This window comes from Glycomyces niveus, from assembly GCF_017592475.1.
GTDB lineage: Bacteria > Actinomycetota > Actinomycetes > Mycobacteriales > Micromonosporaceae > Glycomyces > Glycomyces niveus.
Map to the genome: position 1 here is coordinate 13,893 of NZ_JAGFNP010000008.1, position 22,783 is coordinate 36,675.

Sequence of the window (22,783 nt, forward strand, 5' to 3'; positions counted from 1 at the left end):
GGCCGCCGCACCGGCCACCCGAATCGATCCCGTCCCACCGCCGGCGGACCGGGACGTTCACCGCCGCCACCCCGAACCGACACCGCGAAGGAGGCCCCGCGTCGGCCCCACCGACTATCGTCAAGAGGTGTCCCAGCCGCTGATCGCCGCCCACCGAGGCGCGAACGAATTCCTCCCGGAGCACTCGATCGCCGCGTTCCGGCAGGCGATCGTCGAAGGCGCCGACGGCTTCGAGTTCGACCTCCGCCTGACCGCCGACGGGCACCTCGTCCTCCACCACGACCGCACCGTCAAACGCACCGCCGGCGCCAAAGGCGCAGTGGCCGATCTCACCCTCGCCCAGTTGCGGGACCTCAACTTCGCGCACCAGTTCCCCGACTGCTCCGGCAACCCCGAGGCCGAGCGCATCCCCACCCTCGAAGACCTCTTCGCGCTCGTCGTCGACTCCGGCAAAGACCTCAAACTCTTCATCGAGGCCAAACACCCCTCGAAGTTCGGTCCCCGGCTAGAACTGCGCCTCTGGGAGACCCTGCGGCGCTGGCCGGGGCTCGACGCCACGGTCATGTCCTTCTCGCGCGCCGCCCTCAAGACCTGGCGCGGCCTCGACCAGGACACCCCGCTCGTGTGGATCTTCGAATACCCGTTCCGGCGCCCGCCCGAGGGCGTCCAGGTCCTCAGCTCCCGGGTCGACTACCTCGACTCCGCTCCCGAGTTCGTCGAGCGCAGCCACGCCGCCGGCTACCAGGTGTACACCTGGACCGTGAACGACGCCGACACCGCCCACCGCATGGCCGGACTCGAGGTCGACGTCATGTTCACCGACCGCCCCGCCGCGATCCGGCAGACCCTGGCCGGCTGAGCCCGTATTACCTCAAGACGGACTCAGGGTCCGCCGGTAATACTGGTGTCATCCCTTTGTAAAAGGTAGGTTGCTGTATAGCCTCCCCACGGCACGGAGGAAGGAAGGGGACCGCGATGCCCGCTGCGATACCGGCACCAGAGCGGCTGCGCGTCCCCCACCAGTCCGGGGCCGCCAGCCAGGTCCGCCGGTGGCTGCGCGAGTCCCTCCCGGACCTCCCCGACGAGGTCCGGGAGGACCTCCTCGTCTGCGCGACCGAACTCGTCTCGAACGCCGTGCGGCACGCCCGGCCCCTCACCGGCGGCGACGTGGTCGTCAGCTACGAGCTCGGTCCGGCCGACGTCGAGGTCCGCGTGATCGACGGCGGCTCCCGCACCCACCCGCACGTGTGCGCGGTCAACCTCGACTCGGCGCACGGGCGCGGCATGTTCATCGTGTCCAAACTGTCCACCGACTGGGGCGCCCGCTCCCTCGGCGACGGCACCCAGGAAGTCTGGGCCCGCATCCGGGTCCGCTGAGGGCGAACGGGCCGCCCGGCGGCCCTGAACGGGGACCCCTAGCGGCCCTTGACCGCAATGCACATTGACGGCTCGAGGCTTCGCCGAAGCAGCATCCGGGTCCTGGCGCGCCGGGCCTGCCCCCGGTCTCCGATACCGTGCCCCGCAGGTCGTGTCACACCCGCAAGGCACCCTTGCTATCGGGGGCGTCGCGGCGCGACACTCCCGGCCGCAGGGGCGCGGCGGCCGTCCTGGCCCGCTCGCTTTGTCCCCGTACGCTGTGCGGGTGTCCAACCGTCCGCTCATCATCGACCTCGCCTTCTACGGCGTGGCCGCGCTCTTCGCGGGCGCCACCGCGCTGTGGACCACCCTCGACTCGCACGCCCAGTGGGGCGCCGTCGCCTTCGGCGGCTACCTCCCGGCCGCGATCTGCGCCGCGATCCTCCTCGCCCAGCCCGGCCCCGTCTGGCGCCGCCGCGCCTTCATCGCCGCCGGCGCCGCCCTCGCTGTGACCGCGGTCCCCATGGTGCTCATGGCGATCGAACGCGCCGCCGGCAGCAGCGGCCGCGCCCAGGAAGAGGTCCTCGTCGTCGAGGCCTCCGGCGCGCGCCTCCTCGACACCGGCAGCCCCTACCTGCACGCCGACGCGATCGCCGCGCTCCCCGAACCGCTCCTCGGCTACAACCCGTACCAGCCCGGCATGGCCGTCTTCGGCGTCCCCGCCGCGGTCTTCGGCGAGCACTGGTGGACCGACGCCCGCATCTACTTCCTCCTCGCCGCCGCAGCCTGCGCGGTCGCCGCCGTCCGGCTCCTGCGCGGCGGCCCCGGCAGCGCCCTCAACCCGACCGGCGCCGGCAAGGGCCCGCTGCTGCGCGCCGTCCAGGCCATGTTCGTGTTCCCGGTGTGCGCCTTGACGTTCGCGACCGGCGGCGACGACATGCCCGTGGTCGCCCTCATGGCTCTCGCGCTCGCCTTCGCCCACCGCGAACGCTCCTTCGCCGCGGGCCTCGCGATCGGCGCGGCCGCCGCCCTCAAGCTCTTCGCATGGCCCGCCGCCGTCGTGATCGCGTTCCTGCTGTGGCGCAACGGCGATCTTCAGCCTCAGCGAAGCCTGCGAGCCGTCGATGTGCGCAGCTACCTCGCCGGCTTCGCCCTTCCCGTCGCCGCGACGATGCTCCCGGTCCTGGCCGTGGACGCCCGCGGGTTCTTCGACAATGTGATCGCGTTCGGCCTCGGCCACGGCGTGGTCACCTCGCCCGCGCAGTCCCCGCTGCCCGGATTCCTTATCGCCCAGCATGTTCCGGGCGGCGACCTCATCGCCCCGGCGCTGCTCGGCCTCGCCGCGCTCGTGATCGCCGGGCTGCTGTGGACGCGCCCGCCCGCGACGGCCGCTTCGGCGGCCCTGTGGTGCGCGGCCGGGCTCTCGGCGGCGTTCCTGCTCATGCCGTCCACGCGATTCGGTTACCTCCTGTACCCCGTGGTCCTGCTCGGCTGGTGGCTGCCGCTGCGCGACGCGGTGGCGGGCACCGTCACCGGCACGCTCTTCCAAGGCCTCGCCCAGGACGACGAGGCGGTGGACGACCTTGAGAAGGAGACCGGCCTCGGCCCGTCCCTGGCCGTCGAATGGTGGCGCTGAAGCCGCGTGCGAGCGGTACTCCTCCGGCGACTGCCGCTTAGACGGCCATGTCGACGAAGCGCGAGAGGTGCAGCTGGGCCGCGACGGTGATGGTGTCCGTCGCGCCGTTGCGGTGCTTGGCGACGATGAAGTCGGCCTCGCCCGCGCGCGGCGACTCCTTGTCGTAGTAGTCCTCGCGGTGCAGCAGGATGACCACGTCGGCGTCCTGCTCGAGCGAACCGGACTCGCGGAGGTCGGAGAGCTGCGGGCGCTTGTCGGTGCGCTGCTCGGGACCGCGGTTGAGCTGCGCGACCGCGATCACCGGGCACTGCACCTCCTTGGCCAGGAGCTTCAGACCACGGGAGATCTCCGAGACCTCCTGCTGCCGCGACTCGGTCTTCTTCGGCGAGGTCATGAGCTGCAGGTAGTCGACCACGATGAGCTTGAGGTCGTGGCGCTGCTTGAGCCGCCGGGCCTTGGCCCGGATCTCCATCATGGTCATCGACGCGGTGTCGTCGACGAACAGCGGCGCCTCGGAGATGTCGCCCATGCGCTTGGCCAGGCGCGTCCAGTCGTCGTCCGAGAGGTCGCCCGAGCGCAGGACGTGCATCGGCACCCGCGTCTCGGCGCTCAAGAGCCGCATCACGATCTCGAGCTTGCTCATTTCGAGGCTGAACAGGGCCGCGGCGTGCCGGTGGTGGAGCGAGGCGTGCCGCATGAAGTCCATGGCCGCCGTGGACTTGCCCGCGCCGGGACGCCCGGCGACGATGATGAGCTGCCCGGCCTGCAGGCCCGAGAGGAGCCGGTCGAGGTCGGCGAAGCCCGTGGGGATGCCGGTCATGAGGCCCTGGCTCGCGCCGATCGCCTCGATCTCGTCCATCGCGGGCTGGAGGAGGTCGGAGAGGACCGCGAAGTCCTCGCTCTGGCGGTTGTCGGTGACCTCGTAGACGGCCTGCTGGGCGAGGTCGACGAGGTCGTCGATGTCGCGCCCGCCCTGGCCGCCGCCGTAGCCGTACTGGACGACCTTCGTGCCGGCCTCGATGAGGCGCCGCAGGATCGCCTTCTCCTTGACGATCTTCGCGTAGTACCCGGCGTTCGCGGCCGTGGGCACGGCGTTGAGGAGGTCGTGGAGGTACGGGCCGCCGCCGATCTTGGCGAGGTCGCCGGAGTCGGCGAGCGCCGCTGCGATGGTGACGGCGTCGGCGGGCTCGCCGTTGCCGAACTTCTCGATGATCGCGTCGAAGACCATGCCGTGCTTGGGCTGGTAGAAGTCGCCCGGGCCGAGCACTTCGATGACGTCGGCGATCGCGTCCTTGCTCATGAGCATGCCGCCGAGGACGGACATCTCGGCCTGGTGGTCCTGGGGCGGGGTGCGCTCGTAGGTGCGGGCGCCGCCGCCCCCGCCTCCGCCGTCCGCGAAGGGGTCCTCAGGCGGGGTGTCGAAATAGGAGTTGCTGCGGGAACCGTTGGCGCCGTTCACCCTCGAGTAGACGCCTTCCGCCGACACGTCGGTCATGCCGTCCACCCCCTCGGTCACCGTGCGTTCATGGAGAATGTACCGCCTGGATACGACAGATCGGCGGCGTCAACGACGCTATGTCGCGCCGCGCACGGTTGCAAACGGGCCTGTGGACAACCCTGTGGACAAGGCTGTGGATAACCTGTGGATAACCGGGTCCGGCCTGTGGACAACCTGTGGACAGTTACGTGAATGCGGCTCCAATTGCAGCGTTCACCTGTGGCGACGTTGTCCACGGCCTGTGGATGGAGATTCGTTCGTGCCAACTTGCGGCTAAGGTGAGGGGCGACCCCGGCACGGACCAGAGGAGCGAGGCCCCATGAACGCCCCCCGGCAACCCGAGCGCAGGCCCCGGCTCGACCCCGACGGCGACGACCGCCCGGGGGAGCGGGCGTTCACGCCGACGCTGCTCGTGACGCTCGCGTGGTACGCCGTGCCGATGTTCGTCTATCTGGCGTGGGTGGTCTCGCAGCCGGCGGTGGACGCGACGTGCGCGGAGCGCGGCTGCACGGTGGCCGGGCGGCTCTCGGCGGCGATCGCGGGCGGCTGGGCGTGGACGCTCTCGGCGCTCACGGCGAGCCTCCTCGTGGCGGTCCTGCTCCGGCTGCCGCGCGCCGGCTGGCGCGCCGGCGTCGCCGGCTCGGCGGCGGCGATCCTCGGCGCCGGACTCGTGACGGTGGTGCTGCGGACGGCCGGGTGGGTGATCTGACGGCTTATAGGTGGTGACCTGCGAATTCGGTCCGCCGCCGCGCGTCGGCCGGCGGGCGTGCGGGTGGCCCGGGGTACCCGCCCAGTCCCACCTTCACCACCACCAGCGAAAAAGGACACGTCCCATAGGGGTACGACAAAGGCCCGCGTTCGAACCGAACGCGGGCCTTTCTCGGGTTCGCTGGTGCGACCCTACTTCTTGCGGCGCTTGGCCGGGGTCACCTGAAGCTTGAACTTCGCGGTCACCTCCGGGTGCAGCTTGACCGCGACGTCGTAGGTGCCGACCGACTTGATCGCGGCGGGCAGCTCGACGCGGCGGCGGTCGATCTTCGGACCCCCGGCCTCGTCGACGGCCTTGACCACGTCGACCGCGGTGATGGAGCCGAAGAGGCGGTCCCCGTCACCCGTGCGGGCGACGATGTGGGCGTCCGTCTTCTTCAGCTGCTCGGCCACGGTGCGGGCCTGGTCGAGGTCGTGGATCTGGCGGGCCGCACGGGCGCGCTGGATCGCGTCGACTTCCTTCTGACCGCCCTTGGTCCAGGCGATCGCCAGGCCCTGCGGCAGGAGGTAGTTGCGGCCGTAGCCGTTCTTCACCTCGACCACATCGCCGGCCGAGCCGAGGTTGGGCACCTCATGAGTCAGGATGATCTTCATGTTGCGCTCCTTCCTTAGCGGGTCTGGCTGGTGTACGGGAGCAGGGCCATTTCGCGGGCGTTCTTGACGGCCGCGGCGATCTGGCGCTGCTGCTGGGTGGTCACGCCGGTCACTCGGCGGGCACGGATCTTGCCGCGGTCGGAGATGAACTTCCGCAGCAGCGCCGTGTCCTTGTAGTCGACGTACTCGATACCCTCTTTTTCAAGCGGGTTCGGCTTCTTCTTCGGCTTCCGCAGGGGAGCCGATTTCGGGTTGGCCATGTGTTGTCTTGCCTCTTACTCGAGATCGTTCCGGGCCGCCGCGGAGCGGCGGGCGCCGGTTAGAACGGCGGGTCCTCGTCGAAGCCTCCACCGCCGGCGGAAGCGCCAGCGGGGGCGGCCGAGGCCCAAGGGTCGTCAGGTGCAGAACCGGAGTTGCCGCCGCCCCCGAAGGAGCGACCGCCGCCGCCGGAACCGCCGCCGGACTTGTTCAGCTTCGCGGTGGAAAAACGCAGCGCGGGACCGACTTCCTCGACGTCCAGCTCGTACACAGTGCGCTTCTCGCCCTCGCGGGTCTCGTAGCTGCGCTGCTTGAGCCTGCCCTGCACGATCACGCGGGTACCGCGCGACAGGGACTCGGCGACGTTCTCGGCGTACTGGCGCCACACACTGCAGGTGAGGAACAGGGCCTCACCGTCTTTCCACGCGTTCGACTCGCGGTCGAACGTGCGCGGGGTCGATGCGATACGGAACTTCGCGACGGCGGCACCGGACGGCGTGTAACGCAGTTCGGGGTCGTCGACGAGGTTGCCGATAACCGTGATGACTGTCTCTCCTGCCATGACCTCTTCTCCCTAAGGTCTCGCAGTTGCAAGGTCGGGTTACCGAAGCTCCGGTCGCAGCACCTTGGTCCGCAGCACCGACTCGTTGAGCCGCAGCTGACGGTCCATCTCAGCGACGGGACCGGGCTCGGACTGCAGGTCGATGACGGCGTAGACGCCCTCGTTGCTCTTGTTGATCTCGTAGGCGAGACGGCGCCGGCCCCAGACGTCGATCTTGTCGACGGTCCCTCCGGCGTCCTTGACGCCCTTCAGGAACTTGTCCAGCGTCGGGCTGACCTGGGCCTCCTCGATGTTCGGTTCGAGGATCACCATGAGTTCATAGTGCCGCAAGATCGCTCCACCCCCTTTGGTCTCAACGGCTGCGGTCTCTCCGCAGCAGGAGGATTCACTTGCGCGTGCCGCGCCGCCCCGAGGTCGGGCCGGTGCGGACAACCGGGCAATCGTACCTGCTTGCAGGCGGTGCGCCAGCGTCGCGCCGCCTGGGTGTGACGCTACCGGCCGGGTACGACATTCGGAGCGCGACATCCGAGTCCGCGGTGTTCGAACGACAGGCGCGGACTGAGCTTCGCCTCACACACGGACCGCGCACCGTGCGCGCTAAGTTGGAACGCGTGACATCGGAGTTCCGCTACACCGACCTGCTTCCCGTCGGCCCCGACACCACCGAGTACCGCCTGCTCACCAAGGACGGGGTGAACACGGTCGAAGCCGCCGGGCGGCGGTTCCTCACCGTGGAGCCCGAGGTCCTGACGCAGCTGGCGACCGAGGCCGTCAAGGACATCTCCCACTACCTGCGCCCCGCGCACCTCTCCCAGCTCCGCTCGATCCTCGACGACCCCGAGGCCAGTGGCAACGACCGGTTCGTGGCGATGGACCTGCTCAAGAACGCGAACATCGCCTCCGGCGAGATCCTGCCGATGTGCCAGGACACGGGCACCGCGATCGTCATGGGCAAGCGCGGCCGGCACGTCCTCACCGACGGCCGCGACACCGAGCACCTCTCGCGCGGCGTCTGGCAGGCCTACCGCGACCTCAACCTGCGGTACAGCCAGATGGCCCCGCTGACGATGTGGGACGAGAAGAACACCGGCTCGAACCTGCCCGCGCAGATCGAGCTGTACGCCGAGGGCGACGACGCGTACAAGTTCCTGTTCATGGCCAAGGGCGGCGGCTCCGCGAACAAGTCCTTCCTCTACCAGGAGACGAAGGCCATCCTCAACCCCGACGCGATGCTGCGCTTCCTCGAGGAGAAGCTGCGCGGGCTCGGCACCTCCGCGTGCCCGCCGTACCACCTGGCGATCGTCATCGGCGGCACCAGCGCCGAGTACGCGCTCAAGACCGCGAAGTACGCCTCCGCGAAGTACCTCGACACGATGCCCGCCGAGGGCTCGCCGCTCGGGCACGGCTTCCGCGACGTCGAACTCGAGCAGCAGGTCCTGGAGCTGACGCGCCAGTTCGGGATCGGCGCGCAATTCGGCGGCAAGTACTTCTGCCACGACGTGCGCGTGATCCGCCTGCCGCGCCACGGCGCCTCGCTTCCCGTGGCGATCGCGGTGTCCTGCTCGGCGGACCGCCAGGCCACGGCCAAGATCACCGCCGAGGGCGTGTTCCTCGAGCAGCTCGAGACCGACCCGAGCCGGTACGTGCCGGACGTCGAAGAGGACGACCTCGACGAGGACGTGGTGCGCGTCGACCTCAACCGGCCGATGGCGGAGATCCGCGAGGAGCTCTCGAAGTACCCGGTGAAGACCCGCGTCTCCCTCACGGGCACGCTCGTGGTCGCCCGCGACATCGCGCACGCGAAGATCAAGGAGCGCCTGGACGCGGGCGAGCCCATGCCGCAGTACCTTCGCGACCACGCGGTCTACTACGCGGGCCCGGCGAAGACCCCCGAGGGGTACGCGTCCGGTTCGTTCGGCCCGACCACGGCCGGGCGCATGGACACGTACGTCGAGCAGTTCCAGGCCGCGGGCGGCTCGTTCGTCATGCTCGCCAAGGGCAACCGCTCCGACCAGGTGACGAACGCGTGCAAGGCGCACGGCGGCTTCTACCTCGGCTCGATCGGCGGCCCGGCCGCGAAGCTCGCCCAGGACAACATCAAGTCGATGGAGGTCCTGGAGTACCCGGAGCTGGGCATGGAGGCGGTCTGGAAGATCGAGGTCGAGGACTTCCCGGCGTTCATCGTGGTGGACGACAAGGGCAACGACTTCTACGCCGAGACCCGCAAGCCCGTGCTCACGGTGGGCCGCAAACCCTGAATGACGCTCGCTTAGGAACCGGCCGTGCCGCCCAGCGGTGGCACGGACCGTCTAGACTCACAGGTACAGCGCGGCGGCTCCCCTGTCGCCGTCAGTCCCTTGAGGAGCAGTGAGGCCGATGGGCCCTCTACCCCCTGTGGACCCGCTGATCCTCAGAACGCACGCCGGCAACCTGGAGCTGCTCGGCTACCGCATCGAATCGGTGGGGTACTTGAGCGCCGAGGCGGGCTTGCGGACCGGCGTATTCGGCGACCTGTGCGCCTCGATGGCCTCGCTCATCGAAGACCGGCACCGGGACCAGGATCAGTTGACCAGGCGATTCCCCCGGAAAATCGATGTCGCGACGCGCAAGCTCCACCGTATGGCGGACGGCAAGCGGAACGGCAACCGGGATCGCCGCGCCGACTACTGGGCGCCCGCCGGCCGCGGCGAGCGCCGCAAGGCCACTGAGGACCGCGCCCGGTCGCGACCCGGCCAGGCCGTCGACGGCGAGGCACTGGTCGCGAAGTTCCGGGAGCGGACTTGGATCGACGACCGGCTCGCACGCCGCGGCACCGCCCCGAGTCCGGCCGCCCCCATGCCGCACCGAAGCGACGCGAACCCGGCGGCGCCGCTGGCCGGCCCGCTCCGGTCCCTCATCGACCGGATGGAGGTCGACCGCGAGGCCGCTGCCGCCGCAGCACGGCGCTGGGCGCTGATCGCGGCCGAACTGCGGGAGATCGCCGCCGACCTCGAATGGAGCCTCGAAGCCGACCTCAAGGGGTGGAGCGGACCCGACCATCTCGCCTACCAGGAGCTGATGGCGCACAACGTCACCGGGATCGCGGCGGTCGCCGCGACCGCCGCGATGCTGGGCCACGCGGTCGAGGGCGTCGCGGGCGCGGTGCGAGCGACGCGCGAAGCGGTCTCCGGTCTCGCCGACCGGTTGGCGGCAGTCGGCCTCGAAGCCGTCCCATGGTCCGTGCAGCGGGTCCTCGGCCTGTATCGGGCAGCATTCGGGATCTGGGCGCTCGTCCTCGGGTATCTCCAGGCGTTGGCGCGGAGCATGGCGAGTCTGCGGGCCATGCTGGGCGTTCGGCAACCGGGGGCGCGTGTCGCCTAGGGGCCGAGAGGTCCACGGCACGCCGCGCCTCCTGCCGGGCGTCTCCGATGACCGATCCGCGGCTGCGAGCCCTCGCCGAGCGCGCCGAGACGCCTCAGCGAGAAATCCGACTCGACCGGTTTGCGAGAGTCCTCGGCAAGGCCGGCCATCGAGCAAGCCGGATATGTTCCTATTTGGAGGTGCGCGGCCACGCGGCCCCTCGGCGGCGCTCGCGGGCGGGCCGGCCGGCGAGGCGGCGTTCGCGTCGGCCGCGGGCCAGTTCGGAAACCCGCGAAATCAGTGCTCGACGTAGCTCAACAGGTCCTGCCGGGTGAGCACGCCGACCGGCTTGCCCTCCGCGAACACCATGAGCGCGTCCCGGTCGTGCAGGGCCGCGACGGCCCGCTCGACCTGCTCGCCCGAGCCGATCGTCGGCAGCGGCTCACCGATGTGCCGCTCGAGCGGGTCGTGCAGCGTCGCCCGCCCCGAGAAGAGGGCGTCCATCAGGTCCCGCTCGGCCACCGCCCCGGCCACCTCGCCGCTCGTCACCGGCGGCTCCGCCTTGAGCACCGGCATCTGGCTGACCCCGTACTGGCGCATGATGTCGATCGCCTCGCGCACCGTGTCCTGCGGGTGCACGTGGACGAGCTCGGGGATCTCCCCGCCCTTGCTCGCCAGCACCTCGCCCACGGTCGTCTCGCCCGAGCCGCCCATGAACCCGTACTCGGTCATCCACGCGTCGTTGAAGATCTTCGAGAGGTAGCCGCGCCCGCCGTCGGGCAGGATCACCACGACCACGTCGCCGGCGGCGGCCTCGCGGGCCACCTCGAGCGCCCCGACCACGGCCATCCCCGCCGAGCCGCCCACGAGCAGCCCCTCCTCGCGCGCGAGCCGCCGCGTCATCGCGAACGACTCCGCGTCGGTGACCTCCACGATCCGGTCGGCCAGCTCAGGGTCGTAGTTCGCCGGCCAGAAGTCCTCGCCCACGCCCTCGACGAGGTACGGCCGCCCGGTGCCGCCCGAGTACACCGACCCCTCCGGGTCAGCGCCCACGACCTGCACCTTCCCGCCCGACACCTCCTTGAGATACTTGCCGATCCCGGTGATGGTGCCGCCGGTGCCGACGCCCGCGACGAGGTGCGTGATCCTCCCGTCCGTCTGCTTCCACAGCTCGGGCCCGGTCTGGTGGTAGTGCGAGGCCGGGTTCGCCGGATTCGAGTACTGGTCGGGCTTCCACGCGCCCTCGATCTCGTGGATGAGCCGGTCCGAGACCTTGTAGTAGGAGCGCGGGTCCTCCGGGTCGACCGCGGTCGGGCACACGACGACCTCCGCGCCGTACGCCTTGAGGACGTTTCGCTTGTCCTCCGAGACCTTGTCCGGGCACACGAACACGCAGTGGTAGCCGCGCTGCTGGGCCACCATCGCCAGGCCCACGCCCGTGTTCCCGCTCGTGGGCTCCACGATCGTGCCGCCCGGCTTGAGCGCCCCCGAGGCCTCGGCCTCGTCGATCATGCGCTGGGCGATGCGATCCTTGATGGAGCCGCCCGGGTTGAGGTATTCGACCTTCGCGAGGACCGTGGCCTTGATGCCCTCGGTGACCGAGTTCAGCCGCACCAGCGGGGTGTTGCCGATGAGGTCGAGGACCGATTCGTAGTACTGCATGCTCACAGCCTAGGCCCGTGCCCCGTGCGACCTGGACAGTCCGCACCAGTGTCCGTGTGCGCGTCCCGCCTCGTGGATACGATCGGCGGTGGGACCGCCCCCGCCGCACAGCTCGGCGACAATCGGGGCGCACACCTCTTACGCAACGTAGGGAGACACAGGCATGAGCACCGCTGACATCGGCGTGGTCGGGCTGGCCGTCATGGGCTCCAACCTCGCCCGGAACTTCGCCCGGCACGGCTTCACCGTCGCCGTCTACAACCGCACGCACGCCAAGACCACCGAGCTGATCGAGGCCCACGGCGATGAAGGCGACTTCGTCCCCTCCGAAGCGCTCGAAGACTTCGTGGCCTCCCTCAAGCGCCCCCGCAAGGCCATGATCATGGTCCAGGCCGGGAACGCCACCGACGCCGTCATCGACCAGCTCGCCGCGCTCATGGAGCCCGGCGACATGATCATCGACGGCGGCAACGCCCACTTCGAGAACACCCGCCGCCGCGAGGCCGCCCTCCGCGACAAGGGCCTCCACTTCGTCGGCACCGGCGTCTCCGGCGGCGAAGAGGGCGCGCTCCTCGGCCCGGCGATCATGCCGGGCGGCTCCGCCGAGTCTTACGAGTCCCTCGGCCCGATCCTCGAGGCCATCAGCGCCAAGGCCCCCGACGGCACCCCGTGTTGCACGCGCCTCGGCCCCGACGGCGCCGGGCACTTCGTCAAGATGGTGCACAACGGCATCGAGTACTCCGACATGCAGCTCATCGGCGAGGCCTACGACCTGCTCCGCCGCGGCGTCGGCATCGAGCCGGCCGACCTCGCCAAGATCTTCTCCGAGTGGAACGCCGGCGAACTCGACTCCTACCTGATCGAGGTCACCGCCGAGGTCCTCGGCCACACCGACGCCGCCACCGGCAAGCCCCTGGTCGACGTCATCGTCGACCAGGCCGGCCAGAAGGGCACCGGCCGCTGGACCGTGCAGAACGCCCTCGACCTGGGCGTCCCGGTCACCGGCATCGCCGAGGCCACCTTCGCGCGCGCCCTCTCCAGCGGCACGAAGCAGCGAGAAGGCGCGGTCGACCTGCTCACCGGCCCGACGGGCAAAGTGGACTTCCCGGCCGACTTCGTCGAGGACGTCCGCCAGGCCCTCTACGCCTCCAAGATCGTCGCGTACGCGCAGGGCTTCGACCAGATCGCGGCCGCGAGCGCCGAATACGACTGGGGCATCGACCTCGGCTCGTGCTCGGCCCTGTGGCGCGCGGGCTGCATCATCCGGGCCCGCTTCCTCGACCGCATCACCGAGGCGTGGCGCTCGAACCCCGAGCTGCCGACCCTGCTGGCCGCGCCGGAGTTCACGAAGATCGTGACGGACGCGCAGGAGGCGTGGCGCCGTGTCGTCTCGACCGCCGCGCTCGCGGGCATCCCGACCCCGGGCTTCTCCTCGGCGCTGGCGTACTACGACGGGCTGCGTTCGCGCCGCCTGCCGGCCGCCCTGATCCAGGGGCAGCGCGACTTCTTCGGCGCGCACACCTACAAGCGGGTCGACCGCGAGGGCACGTTCCACACCGACTGGTCGGGCGACCGCTCGGAGATCGAGCTCTAAGCACGCTGTGACGGCGCCGCCCCCGCTCGACCGAGCGGGGGCGGCGCCGTTTCGCTTCGCTACTGGTCCCAGACGGGCCCGTAGGAGCCGCCGAGCTCGACCGGTGCGGCGGGGACGTCGCCGTCGCGCAGGCGCTTGACGAGCGCGACCAGGAGGTGGGGGTCGATCATGCCGTCGGTGGAGCCGCACGCGTCGATCGGCAGCCAGTCGAAGCCGAGGCCGAGCTCGTAGCCGGCGCCGGCGGTCATGCGGGGCGCGAACCGCTCGACGCGGTGGAAGAAGTACCAGTTCTGCTGGACGTGCAGCCGTCCGCCGGGGAAGCACACGTAGACGCCGCGGGCGACCGGGCCGATCAGGGCCGCGGGGTCGATGCGCAGGCCGGTCTCCTCGTGGACTTCGCGGATCGCGGCCGCGGCGGGGTCTTCGCCGGCCTCGACGCCGCCACCGGGCGTGTACCAGCGGACGACGCCGTCGCGGCAGCGGTCGCCGCCCATGTGGAGCACGGTGTCGTCGGGGGCGAGGAGGATGACGCGGGCGGAGGTGCGGTAGTCGCCTTCGGGGATCACCGGGTCAGCTTACGGAGGTGTCCACCGCGGGGTTCCCGGCCGGTTCGAGGCGGAGCACCTCAGCGGGGACGTCGCCGCCGATGAGCCGTTTCAGCAGGCCCACGAGGGGGTCGCCGGGGGTGTCGAAGCCGCCGTCGTCGCTGAGCTCGTCGACCTGGAACCACCGGAACTCGAGGTCCTGCTCGTAGGCGTCGCCGCCGGAGACGTGGGGCGTGAACCGCTGGACGCGCGTGAAGAACAGGTAGTTGTCCTGGGTGAAGACCACACCGGCCTTGGGGCGGCTGAAGGCGCGGCGCGCGACCGGGCCGACCAGGTCGCCGTCGGCGATGCGCAGGCCGGTCTCCTCGAACAGCTCGCGCACGGCCGCGTCGGCGGGGGTCTCGCCGGGGTCGATGCCGCCGCCGGGGAGGAACCAGCGGGCGGGCCGCTCAGGGGTCGCGGACCGGCCGATGAACAGGACCGCGTCCTGTTCGTCGATCACGATGCACCGCGCGCCGTAGCGGTCGATCTGGGTGGGTTCGTTCGTCGCGCTCACCGGTCAAGTATGGGGGCACGCTCTGTAGCCGTCCACCCGCTATCGGCGTCCCATGTCCACGCGCCCCACGGGACCTGAACGGGCGCAACCGGAACCGCGCCGTCCAAGAGTCCCTTAAGCAGGGCCGCGACGCGGGCGGGGAAGATCAGGCCGTCCGCTTCGGCGACCTCGGCGGGCGTGAGCCACCGGGCGGCGGTGAACTCCTCCAGCTCGACCGCCTCGAGCCGGTCCCGCACCGGGTCGAAGTGCGCCACCCGCAGGAAGAAGAACGAGTCGCGGGAGTGCACCACCAGGCCGGGGCTGTCGGACCAGTCGCCCTCGGTCTCGGCCACGACCGGCCCGAGCGCGCCCGGGTCGATCCTGAGGCCCGTCTCCTCGAACACCTCGCGCGCCGCGCCCTCGGCGAGGGTCTCGCCCGCGTCGAGCCCGCCGCCGGGCGTCACGAAGTACTCCACGCCCGGGCCCATGTAGTCGCGGCTGTAGAACAGCAGCAGCCGGTCCTCCTCGTCCACGAGGAGCACCCGCGCGCACCGCCGCCTGATCGTCACGGGGTCGGCGGCGTCGGTCATCCGCCAAGTATGCCGCCCGCCGCTCGCGGCGGCGGGCGGCATCGGCGCTAGGCGACGGCGCGGTCGAGCTCCCGCTGCTCGTCTTCCGAGAGCTGGCGCTGGAGCCGCTTGGCGAGCAGGGTCGAATCGGTGATCTCGCAGATCCGGGCGATCTCCACGTCGGCGGGCGACAGCGCGGCCAGGCCGTTCGCCACCAGCCACTTGGACACCTCGGCCCCCGAGTAGAGACTCACCCGCGGCCGCGGCACGCGCGGCTCGGGGAACTCGCCCGGACCGCGCCGACCCGTGACCCAGTGGTCCACCGCGGCGGGGGTCCGACCGGTGCGCTCGGCGATCTCCTTGAGCGAGACATAGTCCTCGGTGACACCGAGCGGCTCGACTCCGGCCTTGCGGCCTTCCCGGATCGCCGACACGACCGCCTGCAGCGCCGATGGTGCTTCCCGGTGGAAGGTCGCCCAGCCCTCGCCACCGGTCTCCGGATCGAGGTCGATCGTGGAGTCGGACCATCCGGCCTCGTACAGCGCGTCGATGACGTGCTCGCCCGCAGGTGCGGTGAAGTACAGCTCGAATGAAAAAACGGTCCCAGTCTTATGCTCGCCCATCCGTTCGCTTCGCCGGGGCAGTACGCCCGCCCCCAGCAGTGGCCACTTGAAACGACGATCTTCCAGCCGTTCGCCTCCATGTACTCGAGTGCCGCGCGGAGGTGCTCGTTGGGATGACTCGGCATGTATGACACGCCGAGTGTCGAGAAAACCTCAGCCGTTGGTGGCATTGTCGGCCCCCTGCGCGGCCCCGGGGACGCGAAAAGGCCCGCGGCGGGGTGTCGCCGCGGGCCGGGTTCCCCGGTTTCAGGGTTCAGGCGGCCGCGGTCGCGGCCGGTTCCACAGGCTTGCGGTCGGCGAGGAGCTGCTTAGCGAGCCGCCCCGAAGTCTCCGCCAAGCCCATGATCATGAGCGCGTTGATCGCGTGGAAGCCGAAGATGATCTGCCCCGGCGTCGTCCCCGCGACGCTCACCAGCGCGATCAGCGACTGCAGCACGACCAGCCCGAGCACGCCCGCGGCCATGCCCACGAGCTTCCCGCCCGCCCGCGACAGTGCCGCGAACAGGATGCCCAGCAGCGCGACCACCGCGATAAGCCGACCGTTCATGATGTGCAGCTCGAACGACTCGTCGGGCGAGCCGGAGCCGATCGCGCCGTACCCCGCCAGGAAGAACTGGAGGCCGATCAGGACGTGCAGCAGCCCGATCCACACCCGGTAGAACTTAAGCATTGACACTCCTCGTCTCGATCTCGTCCTGGAGGGCGTCGACGCCCGTCATCGTTCCGTAGGCGAGCAGATGGACCACGCAGTGGTCCGAGTGCTTCTCACCCCGCCACGCGTCCACATGCGCCTCGTTCACGGCGGCCGGCGCGAGCGCCGCCGCCACCGCGAGACGCGCCCCGAGCGCCGGCCCGGGCTCGAGCCCGTCGCCGTCCACGAGCTCCGGCAGGCCGTCCCCGACCGCGCCCTCGCTCACGCCGACCGTGCGCGCGACCGCTTCGGCCGCGTCGCCGCCGAGCAGGCCCGGACCGGAAGAGGCGTACCCCCGCAGATGCGCGTACGCGACCCCGACCGGCGAGCCGGCCGCCCAAGCGGGCTCCCTCATCCGCAGGCCCCGCGCCCACCCGGGCCGCTCCTCGAGCAGCGCCAGACTCGTCCCCGGCTCCAGATCGGCCAAGACGGCCGCGCGCAGCGCCCGCGACGCCACCGACCGGCCCAGGCGCGTCGCCGTCACCGGATGCGGCGACTCGTTGTGCGCCAGCACCTGCACCAGCCGCGTGATGAACTCGAACACCAGCGCCGTCCCGATGAACCGCGGCGCGGCCTCGGCCGCGAACGGCCCCTCCGGGCCCGGCTCCAGCGCCCACGCCGCGAGCGGCGCCCACTCCCGCGGCGGATTCGACGCACGCAGCCCCTCGGCCAGCGCCGACTCGCCCAGCGCGTGCAGCAGCACCGTGTGCGCGTCCGTGCAGAACCGGCAGCCGTTGCGCACCGCGATCGACGTCGCCACCACCTCCTTCGCCAGCCGCTCCTCAGGGCCGCCGACCATCAGCGACTCCCGCAGCAGCGCCCACATGGACGCCAGCAGCTCCGGTGCGGGCGAGAGCATCTGGAACGGCGCGCCCACCGCCCCCAACTCCCGCTTCGCCTGCGCGTACACCTCGGCCACCAGGCCGTCCGCCTGTCTGGCCTCGACCGGCGCCACATATCTGATCTCGGGCATGGGGGTCCTCCTCGGTTCGCCTCGCGCCCACCGGGTTCCGGCGGCGCGCCATGCCTCCAGACTCCCCGCCGCGGCCCCGCCGCGCGTCGTCCCCGCGCCGACATTCAGGGCCGCGACGAGCGGCGCATCCGCGCCCCCGGCGTACACCCTGCGCCGTACGAACCGGCTGCACTGCGGGCCGACGCCGAGGTGACGGCCCCGCCCTAGGATTGGGGCCATGCCAGTCCCCGCCGGAAACCGCCTCTCGGGAACGCGCCTCGACCTGGTCGTGGCCGCGGTCCTCCTCGCCGACACGCTCACCTCGGGCGTCGCGAAAGCCGTCGGCGACGGCCTGGCCTGGTACGGCTGGCCCCTCCTCGCCGTCGGCCCCCTCGTGTTCCCGCTGTGGCGGCGCTACCCCCGCGCGGTCATGCTCGTCACCGTCGCCGCGCTCGTCGCCTCCGGCCACCTCGGCGTCGGTCCCCTCGCCGCCGTCCCGGCGCTGGTCGCGATCGCCGTCGCCATGTACCGCGGCCACCGGCGGCTCACCGTCAGCCTCGTCCTGCTCGTCTCCGCGGTCACCATGCTCGGGAACTGGAGCTCCGCCGGGTTCCACTTCACCGGGGACGTCCTAGAGCAATCCATGCTCGTCATCGGCTGGCTCCACGTCGCCCTCATCTCCGGCGAGTCCCGCCGCCAGCGCGACGCGTACATGGCCGAAGCCGAGCACACCCGCGAGGAGGCGGTCAAGCGCAAGGCCGCCGACGAACGCGTCCGCATCGCCCGCGAACTGCACGACTCCCTCACCCACTCCATCTCCGTCATCCGCGTCCAGGCCGGCGTCGCCCTCCACCTCGCCCGCAAACGCGGCGAGGAGCCCCCGCCCGCACTCGTCGCCGTCGAAGAGGCCGCGAAGGACGCCACCCGCGAACTGCGCGAGACCCTCACGATGCTCCGCGACGACGAAGGCCACCGCCTCTCCCGCGTCAAGCCCCTCGCCGACCGCTACCGGGGCCTCGGCTTCACCATCGACGTCGAATGCGAAGTGGACGAGACCGCCGTCCTCGACGAGGAGATCGACCACGCCGCCTACCGGATCGTCCAGGAGGCCCTGACGAACGCCGTCCGCCACTCCGCGGGCGACCGCGTCAGGGTGCGCGTGCACCGCGGCGAAGACGCCCTCGTCGTCGAAGTCGCCGACAACGGCCGCACCCGCACCGTCGCGCCCGGCCGCGGCCTCACCGGCATGCGCGAACGCGTCGACGCCCTCGGCGGCACCCTCGACATCGGCCCCGGCGACTACGGCTTCACCGTCACCGCGACGCTCCCGTTCCCCGAACCCGCCGTACCGAGCGGCGCCGTCCCCGCCCAGGCCGCCCCCGCCCCCGACACCAGGAGCACGCGATGATCCGGGTCCTCCTCGCCGACGACCAGCCCCTCATGCGCGGCGGCTTCCGCGCCCTCATCGACGCCGAAGACGACATGACCGTCGTCGCCGAAGCCGCCGACGGCCCCACCGCCGCCCGCCTCGCCGGCGAATACCGGCCCGACGTCGCCCTCCTCGACGTCGAGATGCCCGGCGGCGACGGCATCAGCGCCGTCCGCGCCATCGCCGCCGACGAAAGACTCGCCGACCTCCGCGTCGTCATGCTCACCAACTACTCCTTCGACGCCTACGTCTTCGACGCCCTCCGCGCCGGCGCCGCCGGCTACCTCGTGAAAGACACCGAACCCGAAGAACTCCTCCGCTGCGTCCGCGCCGCCGCCGCCGGCGAGACCCTCCTCTCCCCGCAGATCGCCGCGAAACTCGTCGCCGAATACGTCGCCCACCCGCCCTCGCGCCTCGCCGGCCAGGTCGACGGCCTCACCACCCGCGAGACCGAGATCGTCGCCCTCGTCGCCCGCGGCCTCACCAACAGCGAGATCGCTGAACGCCTCTTCATCAGCCCCGCCACCGCCAAGACCCACGTCCACCGCGCCATGATGAAACTCGCCGTACGCGACCGCGCCGGCCTCGTCGTCTTCGCCTACGAATCGGGCCTCGTCCAGCCCAAAGGGGCCGCCTAGCTACTCGGCGGCGCTCGGCTCCCCCGCCTCGCCCGCCGCCGTCCCCGCCGTGTCCGACTCCGGGTCCTCCACCGCGTTGAACTCCGCACCGAACAGCAAGGCCGCGTTCGTGATCCACAGCCACACCAGGAACACGATCACCCCGCCCAGCGCCCCGTACGTCTTGTCGTAGCTCCCGAAGTTCGCCGCGTACAGCCCGAACAGCACGGACGCCGCGATCCACAGCACCACCGCGAGCGCCGCGCCCGGCGCGCGCTGGCGGAACCGGGAGCGCTTGGCGGGGGCGAGCCAGTACAGCAGGGTCACGATCACGATGACCAGGATGATCACGATCGGCCATTTCACCCAGCTCCACACGGCGACCGCGCCGCCGCCCGCGTTGACGGCCTCGCCGATCGCGCGCGCGACCGACCCACCGGTGGCGGCGACGAGCCCGCACACGGCGGTCAGCGCGCCGACGACGAGGGTGAGCACGACCCGGACGATGAGGACGGTCCACCATTTGCGGGTCTCGCCGGTCCCGTTGACCGCGTTGAGGGCACGCGAGAACGCGGCGACGTAGTTCGAGGCGGCCCACAGGGCCGCGAGGAGGCCGAATATCGCGAGGACGCCCGCGGCGGCGGGGTTCATCTGGAGGCGCGCGACGGCGTCTTCGATGATGTCGAGGCTCGCGCCGGGCGCGAGGGAGGCGATGCCGTCGAGGAGCGCGGCGGTCGCGTCCTCGTCGAGCAGGCCGATGACGCTGGCGCCCACGAGGATCGCGGGGAACAGCGACATGACGGAGTAGTAGGTGAGGGCTGCGGCGGTGTCGCCGCGGCTGCCGCCTCCGTACCGTTTGGCGGCGTTCCAGAGTCGGGCGAACATGACTTCACCGTGCCAGGCTCCGCGCCGGGGCGGGCCGGTTCGGGAGAAACCGGCACTAGGAGCCGAACCGGTCGGACTCGCGGGAGCGGGTGCGGGTGGCGAGCGCCCACACCGCGAACACGTCCATCGCGATCACCACGGAGGTCCACAGTGGGTACTGCGGTGCGAGGAGGACCTGGTTGACCGCGCAGGCCCCGGCGATCACGAGGGCGGGCACCGGGTGCGCGCCCCAGTGCGCGAGGCGGCGCGCCATGCCGAGCTGGCCGAGCCCGATCACGAAGGCCGCGAAGCCGATCGCGAGGTTGACCCAGCCCCAGCCGGTGTTGTCGCCCCGGTACCAGTAGCCGCCGCCGGTGAAGACGAACGCGTCGCCGCCCGCGATCGCGAACCCGATGCCGATCTGCCACGCGCCCATGGCCAGGAGAAGGACGCCCGCGAGCGCGGAGCCGCCCGCGCTGCGGCGTGGCGGCCAGTCCTCTCGAGTCATGCGGTCCCCCGGGGCGCCGGTCGGCGCCGGAAGCGCCGCTTGCGCACACAGCTTAGGCGACGGGGCGCGCCGGGCGCGGCTTCCACGCTCACGGCGGCGCTAGTCGGCTGTGCGGTCGTCCAAGCGGCGCAGCCAGTTCCCGAGGAGGGCGCTGCCGTCCTCGGTGAGGATCGACTCGGGGTGGAACTGGACGCCCTCGACGTCGAGGGTGCGGTGCCGCAGGCCCATGACGGTGCCGTCGTCGCTGGTCGCGGTCACGACGAGGGGGTCGCGGACGGTCGCGGGCTCGACGGCGAGGGAGTGGTAGCGGGTGGCGGTGAACGGGTTCGCGAGCCCGGCGAAGACGCCTTCGCCGTCGTGGCGGATCGGCGAGGTCTCGCCGTGCCGCAGCTCGGCCGCGCGCGTCACCTCTGCGCCCCAGTGCTCGGCGATCACCTGGTGCCCCAGGCACACGCCGAGGACGGGCACGTCGCCGGCGAACCGGTCGAGCAGGTCGTGGCCGAGCCGGGCCTCGTCGGGCCGCCCGGGCCCGGGGGAGAGGAGCACGCCGATCGGGCGCAGCTCGACGGCTTCGTCCACATCGGTCCGGTCGGAGCGGCGCACCTCCACGCGGGCGCCGAGCGCCCGCAGGTAGGAGACGATGGTGTGGACGAACGAGTCGCGGAAGTCGACGACCAGCACGCTACCCATCGGTATGTTCCATCATCGCCCCCACCAGTGCGTTCGTAGTGTCTACTCCCCGTCCGGGGACTCCGCGGTCTGCCAGTCCTCGGGGTCGAAGCCGGTGCCCTGGCAGTTCACGCCGGGCACGCACGTCTCGTCCTCTTCGGGAGCGCCGCTCTCGCCGCCGCCCTCTTCGTTGACGACGCCCGAGTCCACGTTGCTCCACGGCATCATCGGCCGCACCGTCGGGAACACCACGTACCACAGCAGCGCGACGACGCCCAGCGTCAATGCGACCGAGCCGATCAGTTTACCCGCCAGGCCGCCGGGGAGCTTGCGCCAGATCCACGAGTACACGTCTAGGCCTCCGCGTCGATCGCCGCGTCGGGCAGGTCGCCCGCGGGGTCGCGCTCGATCGTGTCCACCAGCTGGCTGTAGACGACGTAGCGCTCGTAATTGTCCCACCTGGGGTGGCAGGTGAACAGGGTCAGCCAGTAGTCCTCGTCGCCGGGCTCGACGCCGGGCTCGCCGGGGACGGGGGCGGTGATGTCGATCTGGGTCTCGTTGACGACCTCGTGCTCCTGCACCTCGTAGATGTAGAAGTTCTCCTTGGTCTCGATGACGACCTTGTCGCCGGGCTCGAGGGAGCGGATCTCGGAGAAGATCGCGGGCACGTTGTGGCCGGCGAGGGTGAAGTTGCCCTGCTCGCCGGGGTAGGCGCCGTCGAGGTAGCGGCCGGGCGCGTATTCGATGTCGGCCGGCTCGGTGCCCTCGACGAGGGTCCACGACTCGGCCCGGATGTCGGGCGCCCACATGCGCGCGAACGCGTCGCCGAGTTCGGGGACGGGCGCGCCGTCGACGCCCTCCTCTTCTACCGTGCCGTCCCAGATCGTGTCGAGGTCGCCCGAGAGGGTCTCCTGCTCGTTGTTGATCTGCTCGGAGACGCCGAAGACCTCGTACCCGGCGTAGAGGAGGACGATCGCGCCGAGGGTGATGAGGGTTTCGCCGAGGCCGCGCACGGTGGTGCGCAGGCCGCCGTCGCTGCGGTGGCGCTTGACCGACCGCTTCTTGCGGGCCTCCGAGTCGGCGCCGGGCGGCGCGGGCGTCTCTGCGGCGGGGATGACCGGGAGGATCGCGGTCCCGTCGGGTTCGGGCACGAGGGACTTCTTGGCGAGCCCGGGCGGGCGGAGCGCGGTGGTCCGGTCGGGGTCGGCGGCGGCCGGGGCGGGGGCGGCGTTCGGCACGGGGACGCTGGCGCGGCCCGGGGTGGGCGAGGGGGGTCGCCCCATCGGGCCCGGCGAGGGCCGCCGGGGCGGCAGAGGCTCGTTCGCGAAGGGGGACCAGTCCTGATCGCTCACCTGGAACTTCGCCTCCATAGTGCCGGTGTTCTCTTCGTAGGGGGATCTCGTAACCATAACGCGCGAGGCAATCCTAGGGTTGTTCCGCGAACCCGAATATCAACCGAACGGGCAGGGGTGCGCGGGCCCGGCGCGATCGCGTCGGGACCGGGCGCGACCGCG

The 22,783-nt window shown here is 71.2% G+C and carries 26 protein-coding genes; 9 read left to right on the top strand and 17 right to left on the bottom strand.

Translation table 11 applies throughout. The annotated features are described in order from the left end of the window. The first annotated feature begins 127 nt into the window (after window positions 1-127). From J5V16_RS14880 to J5V16_RS14890, 3 genes are all read left to right on the top strand, one after another. Window positions 128-859, top strand: coding sequence for a glycerophosphodiester phosphodiesterase (locus J5V16_RS14880; RefSeq protein ID WP_208497172.1), 732 nt, complete (start codon window positions 128-130; stop codon window positions 857-859). Window positions 860-975: 116 nt separating this feature from the next. Beyond that, window positions 976-1,377 carry an ATP-binding protein gene (locus J5V16_RS14885; RefSeq protein ID WP_208497174.1) on the top strand — a complete coding sequence of 134 codons (402 nt, stop codon included), beginning with the start codon at window positions 976-978 and terminating at the stop codon, window positions 1,375-1,377. Between the two features lie 265 nt (window positions 1,378-1,642). Next, window positions 1,643-2,992 carry a glycosyltransferase 87 family protein gene (locus tag J5V16_RS14890; RefSeq protein WP_208497176.1) on the top strand — a complete coding sequence of 450 codons (1,350 nt, stop codon included), beginning with the start codon at window positions 1,643-1,645 and terminating at the stop codon, window positions 2,990-2,992. A gap of 37 nt (window positions 2,993-3,029) precedes the next feature. Here J5V16_RS14890 and dnaB read toward each other — a convergent pair whose 3' ends face one another. Continuing rightward, window positions 3,030-4,487: a replicative DNA helicase gene (gene dnaB, locus J5V16_RS14895; RefSeq protein ID WP_208497414.1), complete on the bottom strand. Its 1,458-nt coding sequence runs from the start codon at window positions 4,485-4,487 to the stop codon at window positions 3,030-3,032. 322 nt (window positions 4,488-4,809) lie between these two features. Here dnaB and J5V16_RS14900 point away from each other — a divergent pair, with 322 nt between their 5' ends. Continuing rightward, the gene (locus J5V16_RS14900) at window positions 4,810-5,199 is read left to right on the top strand and encodes a hypothetical protein (RefSeq protein WP_208497178.1); all 390 of its coding nucleotides are present in this window, start codon (window positions 4,810-4,812) and stop codon (window positions 5,197-5,199) included. A gap of 191 nt (window positions 5,200-5,390) precedes the next feature. Here the strand turns inward: J5V16_RS14900 and rplI are convergent, their stop codons facing one another. Genes rplI through rpsF form a run of 4 tightly spaced genes read right to left on the bottom strand, consistent with a single transcriptional unit; the run spans window position 5,391 to window position 7,002 of the window. Beyond that, complete coding sequence (rplI, locus tag J5V16_RS14905; RefSeq protein ID WP_208497180.1) at window positions 5,391-5,852, bottom strand: 50S ribosomal protein L9; 462 nt, start codon at window positions 5,850-5,852, stop codon at window positions 5,391-5,393. A gap of 14 nt (window positions 5,853-5,866) precedes the next feature. Beyond that, on the bottom strand, window positions 5,867-6,112 hold the full coding sequence (gene rpsR / locus J5V16_RS14910) for a 30S ribosomal protein S18 (RefSeq protein ID WP_030160643.1): 246 nt from the start codon (window positions 6,110-6,112) through the stop codon (window positions 5,867-5,869). A gap of 59 nt (window positions 6,113-6,171) precedes the next feature. Further along, window positions 6,172-6,672, bottom strand: coding sequence for a single-stranded DNA-binding protein (locus J5V16_RS14915; protein WP_208497182.1), 501 nt, complete (start codon window positions 6,670-6,672; stop codon window positions 6,172-6,174). Between the two features lie 39 nt (window positions 6,673-6,711). Beyond that, a complete protein-coding gene (rpsF, locus tag J5V16_RS14920) occupies window positions 6,712-7,002 on the bottom strand; it encodes a 30S ribosomal protein S6 (RefSeq protein ID WP_208497184.1) in 291 nt (96 codons plus the stop codon). A 281-nt stretch (window positions 7,003-7,283) separates the two neighbouring features. Here rpsF and J5V16_RS14925 point away from each other — a divergent pair, with 281 nt between their 5' ends. Together J5V16_RS14925 and J5V16_RS14930 are read left to right on the top strand one after the other, a co-directional pair. Beyond that, window positions 7,284-8,930: a fumarate hydratase gene (locus J5V16_RS14925; protein ID WP_208497186.1), complete on the top strand. Its 1,647-nt coding sequence runs from the start codon at window positions 7,284-7,286 to the stop codon at window positions 8,928-8,930. Window positions 8,931-9,048: 118 nt separating this feature from the next. Continuing rightward, window positions 9,049-10,032: a hypothetical protein gene (locus J5V16_RS14930; RefSeq protein WP_208497188.1), complete on the top strand. Its 984-nt coding sequence runs from the start codon at window positions 9,049-9,051 to the stop codon at window positions 10,030-10,032. 276 nt (window positions 10,033-10,308) lie between these two features. Here the strand turns inward: J5V16_RS14930 and J5V16_RS14935 are convergent, their stop codons facing one another. Beyond that, window positions 10,309-11,673, bottom strand: coding sequence for a cystathionine beta-synthase (locus J5V16_RS14935; RefSeq protein ID WP_208497190.1), 1,365 nt, complete (start codon window positions 11,671-11,673; stop codon window positions 10,309-10,311). 163 nt (window positions 11,674-11,836) lie between these two features. Here J5V16_RS14935 and gndA point away from each other — a divergent pair, with 163 nt between their 5' ends. Continuing rightward, the gene (gene gndA / locus J5V16_RS14940; RefSeq protein WP_208497192.1) at window positions 11,837-13,267 is read left to right on the top strand and encodes an NADP-dependent phosphogluconate dehydrogenase; all 1,431 of its coding nucleotides are present in this window, start codon (window positions 11,837-11,839) and stop codon (window positions 13,265-13,267) included. A 59-nt stretch (window positions 13,268-13,326) separates the two neighbouring features. Here the strand turns inward: gndA and J5V16_RS14945 are convergent, their stop codons facing one another. The 6 genes from J5V16_RS14945 to J5V16_RS14970 form a co-directional block, all read right to left on the bottom strand. Next, entirely contained in the window at window positions 13,327-13,833 is a 507-nt protein-coding gene (locus J5V16_RS14945) for an NUDIX domain-containing protein (RefSeq protein ID WP_208497194.1), read from the bottom strand. Between the two features lie 4 nt (window positions 13,834-13,837). Further along, window positions 13,838-14,368 carry an NUDIX hydrolase gene (locus J5V16_RS14950; protein ID WP_307792978.1) on the bottom strand — a complete coding sequence of 177 codons (531 nt, stop codon included), beginning with the start codon at window positions 14,366-14,368 and terminating at the stop codon, window positions 13,838-13,840. Further along, entirely contained in the window at window positions 14,365-14,937 is a 573-nt protein-coding gene (locus J5V16_RS14955) for an NUDIX hydrolase (RefSeq protein ID WP_208497196.1), read from the bottom strand. Before J5V16_RS14955 ends, J5V16_RS14950 begins: the two co-directional genes overlap by 4 nt. A gap of 47 nt (window positions 14,938-14,984) precedes the next feature. Further along, a complete protein-coding gene (locus J5V16_RS14960; RefSeq protein ID WP_208497198.1) occupies window positions 14,985-15,539 on the bottom strand; it encodes a helix-turn-helix transcriptional regulator in 555 nt (184 codons plus the stop codon). A gap of 253 nt (window positions 15,540-15,792) precedes the next feature. Then, window positions 15,793-16,209, bottom strand: a complete 417-nt coding sequence (locus tag J5V16_RS14965) for a DUF6220 domain-containing protein (RefSeq protein ID WP_208497200.1) — start codon at window positions 16,207-16,209, stop codon at window positions 15,793-15,795. Then, complete coding sequence (locus J5V16_RS14970) at window positions 16,202-17,203, bottom strand: carboxymuconolactone decarboxylase family protein (protein WP_208497202.1); 1,002 nt, start codon at window positions 17,201-17,203, stop codon at window positions 16,202-16,204. Before J5V16_RS14970 ends, J5V16_RS14965 begins: the two co-directional genes overlap by 8 nt. Window positions 17,204-17,420: 217 nt before the next feature. Between J5V16_RS14970 and J5V16_RS14975 the strand changes: the two genes are divergently transcribed. Together J5V16_RS14975 and J5V16_RS14980 are read left to right on the top strand one after the other, a co-directional pair. Continuing rightward, window positions 17,421-18,590, top strand: coding sequence for a sensor histidine kinase (locus J5V16_RS14975; RefSeq protein WP_208497204.1), 1,170 nt, complete (start codon window positions 17,421-17,423; stop codon window positions 18,588-18,590). Beyond that, window positions 18,587-19,249: a response regulator gene (locus tag J5V16_RS14980; RefSeq protein ID WP_208497206.1), complete on the top strand. Its 663-nt coding sequence runs from the start codon at window positions 18,587-18,589 to the stop codon at window positions 19,247-19,249. Before J5V16_RS14975 ends, J5V16_RS14980 begins: the two co-directional genes overlap by 4 nt. Here J5V16_RS14980 and J5V16_RS14985 read toward each other — a convergent pair whose 3' ends face one another. From J5V16_RS14985 to J5V16_RS15005, 5 genes are all read right to left on the bottom strand, one after another. Beyond that, the gene (locus J5V16_RS14985) at window positions 19,250-20,113 is read right to left on the bottom strand and encodes a YihY/virulence factor BrkB family protein (protein ID WP_208497208.1); all 864 of its coding nucleotides are present in this window, start codon (window positions 20,111-20,113) and stop codon (window positions 19,250-19,252) included. Between the two features lie 55 nt (window positions 20,114-20,168). Next, window positions 20,169-20,600: a DUF7144 family membrane protein gene (locus J5V16_RS14990; protein ID WP_208497210.1), complete on the bottom strand. Its 432-nt coding sequence runs from the start codon at window positions 20,598-20,600 to the stop codon at window positions 20,169-20,171. A 99-nt stretch (window positions 20,601-20,699) separates the two neighbouring features. After that, window positions 20,700-21,290 (bottom strand): anthranilate synthase component II, encoded by a 591-nt coding sequence (locus tag J5V16_RS14995; RefSeq protein ID WP_208497212.1) that lies wholly within the window; start codon window positions 21,288-21,290, stop codon window positions 20,700-20,702. A gap of 42 nt (window positions 21,291-21,332) precedes the next feature. After that, window positions 21,333-21,620, bottom strand: a complete 288-nt coding sequence (locus J5V16_RS15000) for a hypothetical protein (RefSeq protein ID WP_208497214.1) — start codon at window positions 21,618-21,620, stop codon at window positions 21,333-21,335. Between the two features lie 2 nt (window positions 21,621-21,622). Beyond that, a complete protein-coding gene (locus J5V16_RS15005) occupies window positions 21,623-22,678 on the bottom strand; it encodes a class E sortase (protein ID WP_208497216.1) in 1,056 nt (351 codons plus the stop codon). Window positions 22,679-22,783: the final 105 nt, after the last annotated feature.

Excerpts from the sequence above, each read along its gene's own strand:
- J5V16_RS14885 (WP_208497174.1), top strand. The coding sequence starts at position 976 with ATGCCCGCTGCGATACCGGCACCAGAGCGGCTGCGCGTCCCCCACCAG.
- J5V16_RS14935 (WP_208497190.1), bottom strand. The coding sequence starts at position 11,673 with ATGCAGTACTACGAATCGGTCCTCGACCTCATCGGCAACACCCCGCTG.
- J5V16_RS14985 (WP_208497208.1), bottom strand. The coding sequence starts at position 20,113 with ATGTTCGCCCGACTCTGGAACGCCGCCAAACGGTACGGAGGCGGCAGC.
- J5V16_RS14915 (WP_208497182.1), bottom strand. The coding sequence starts at position 6,672 with ATGGCAGGAGAGACAGTCATCACGGTTATCGGCAACCTCGTCGACGAC.
- J5V16_RS14970 (WP_208497202.1), bottom strand. The coding sequence starts at position 17,203 with ATGCCCGAGATCAGATATGTGGCGCCGGTCGAGGCCAGACAGGCGGAC.
- J5V16_RS14975 (WP_208497204.1), top strand. The coding sequence starts at position 17,421 with ATGCCAGTCCCCGCCGGAAACCGCCTCTCGGGAACGCGCCTCGACCTG.
- J5V16_RS14980 (WP_208497206.1), top strand. The coding sequence starts at position 18,587 with ATGATCCGGGTCCTCCTCGCCGACGACCAGCCCCTCATGCGCGGCGGC.
- J5V16_RS14965 (WP_208497200.1), bottom strand. The coding sequence starts at position 16,209 with ATGCTTAAGTTCTACCGGGTGTGGATCGGGCTGCTGCACGTCCTGATC.
- gndA (WP_208497192.1), top strand. The coding sequence starts at position 11,837 with ATGAGCACCGCTGACATCGGCGTGGTCGGGCTGGCCGTCATGGGCTCC.
- J5V16_RS15005 (WP_208497216.1), bottom strand. The coding sequence starts at position 22,678 with ATGGTTACGAGATCCCCCTACGAAGAGAACACCGGCACTATGGAGGCG.
- J5V16_RS14990 (WP_208497210.1), bottom strand. The coding sequence starts at position 20,600 with ATGACTCGAGAGGACTGGCCGCCACGCCGCAGCGCGGGCGGCTCCGCG.
- dnaB (WP_208497414.1), bottom strand. The coding sequence starts at position 4,487 with ATGACCGACGTGTCGGCGGAAGGCGTCTACTCGAGGGTGAACGGCGCC.
- rplI (WP_208497180.1), bottom strand. The coding sequence starts at position 5,852 with ATGAAGATCATCCTGACTCATGAGGTGCCCAACCTCGGCTCGGCCGGC.
- J5V16_RS14960 (WP_208497198.1), bottom strand. The coding sequence starts at position 15,539 with ATGGGCGAGCATAAGACTGGGACCGTTTTTTCATTCGAGCTGTACTTC.
- J5V16_RS14995 (WP_208497212.1), bottom strand. The coding sequence starts at position 21,290 with ATGGGTAGCGTGCTGGTCGTCGACTTCCGCGACTCGTTCGTCCACACC.
- J5V16_RS14955 (WP_208497196.1), bottom strand. The coding sequence starts at position 14,937 with ATGACCGACGCCGCCGACCCCGTGACGATCAGGCGGCGGTGCGCGCGG.
- J5V16_RS14930 (WP_208497188.1), top strand. The coding sequence starts at position 9,049 with ATGGGCCCTCTACCCCCTGTGGACCCGCTGATCCTCAGAACGCACGCC.
- rpsR (WP_030160643.1), bottom strand. The coding sequence starts at position 6,112 with ATGGCCAACCCGAAATCGGCTCCCCTGCGGAAGCCGAAGAAGAAGCCG.
- J5V16_RS14900 (WP_208497178.1), top strand. The coding sequence starts at position 4,810 with ATGAACGCCCCCCGGCAACCCGAGCGCAGGCCCCGGCTCGACCCCGAC.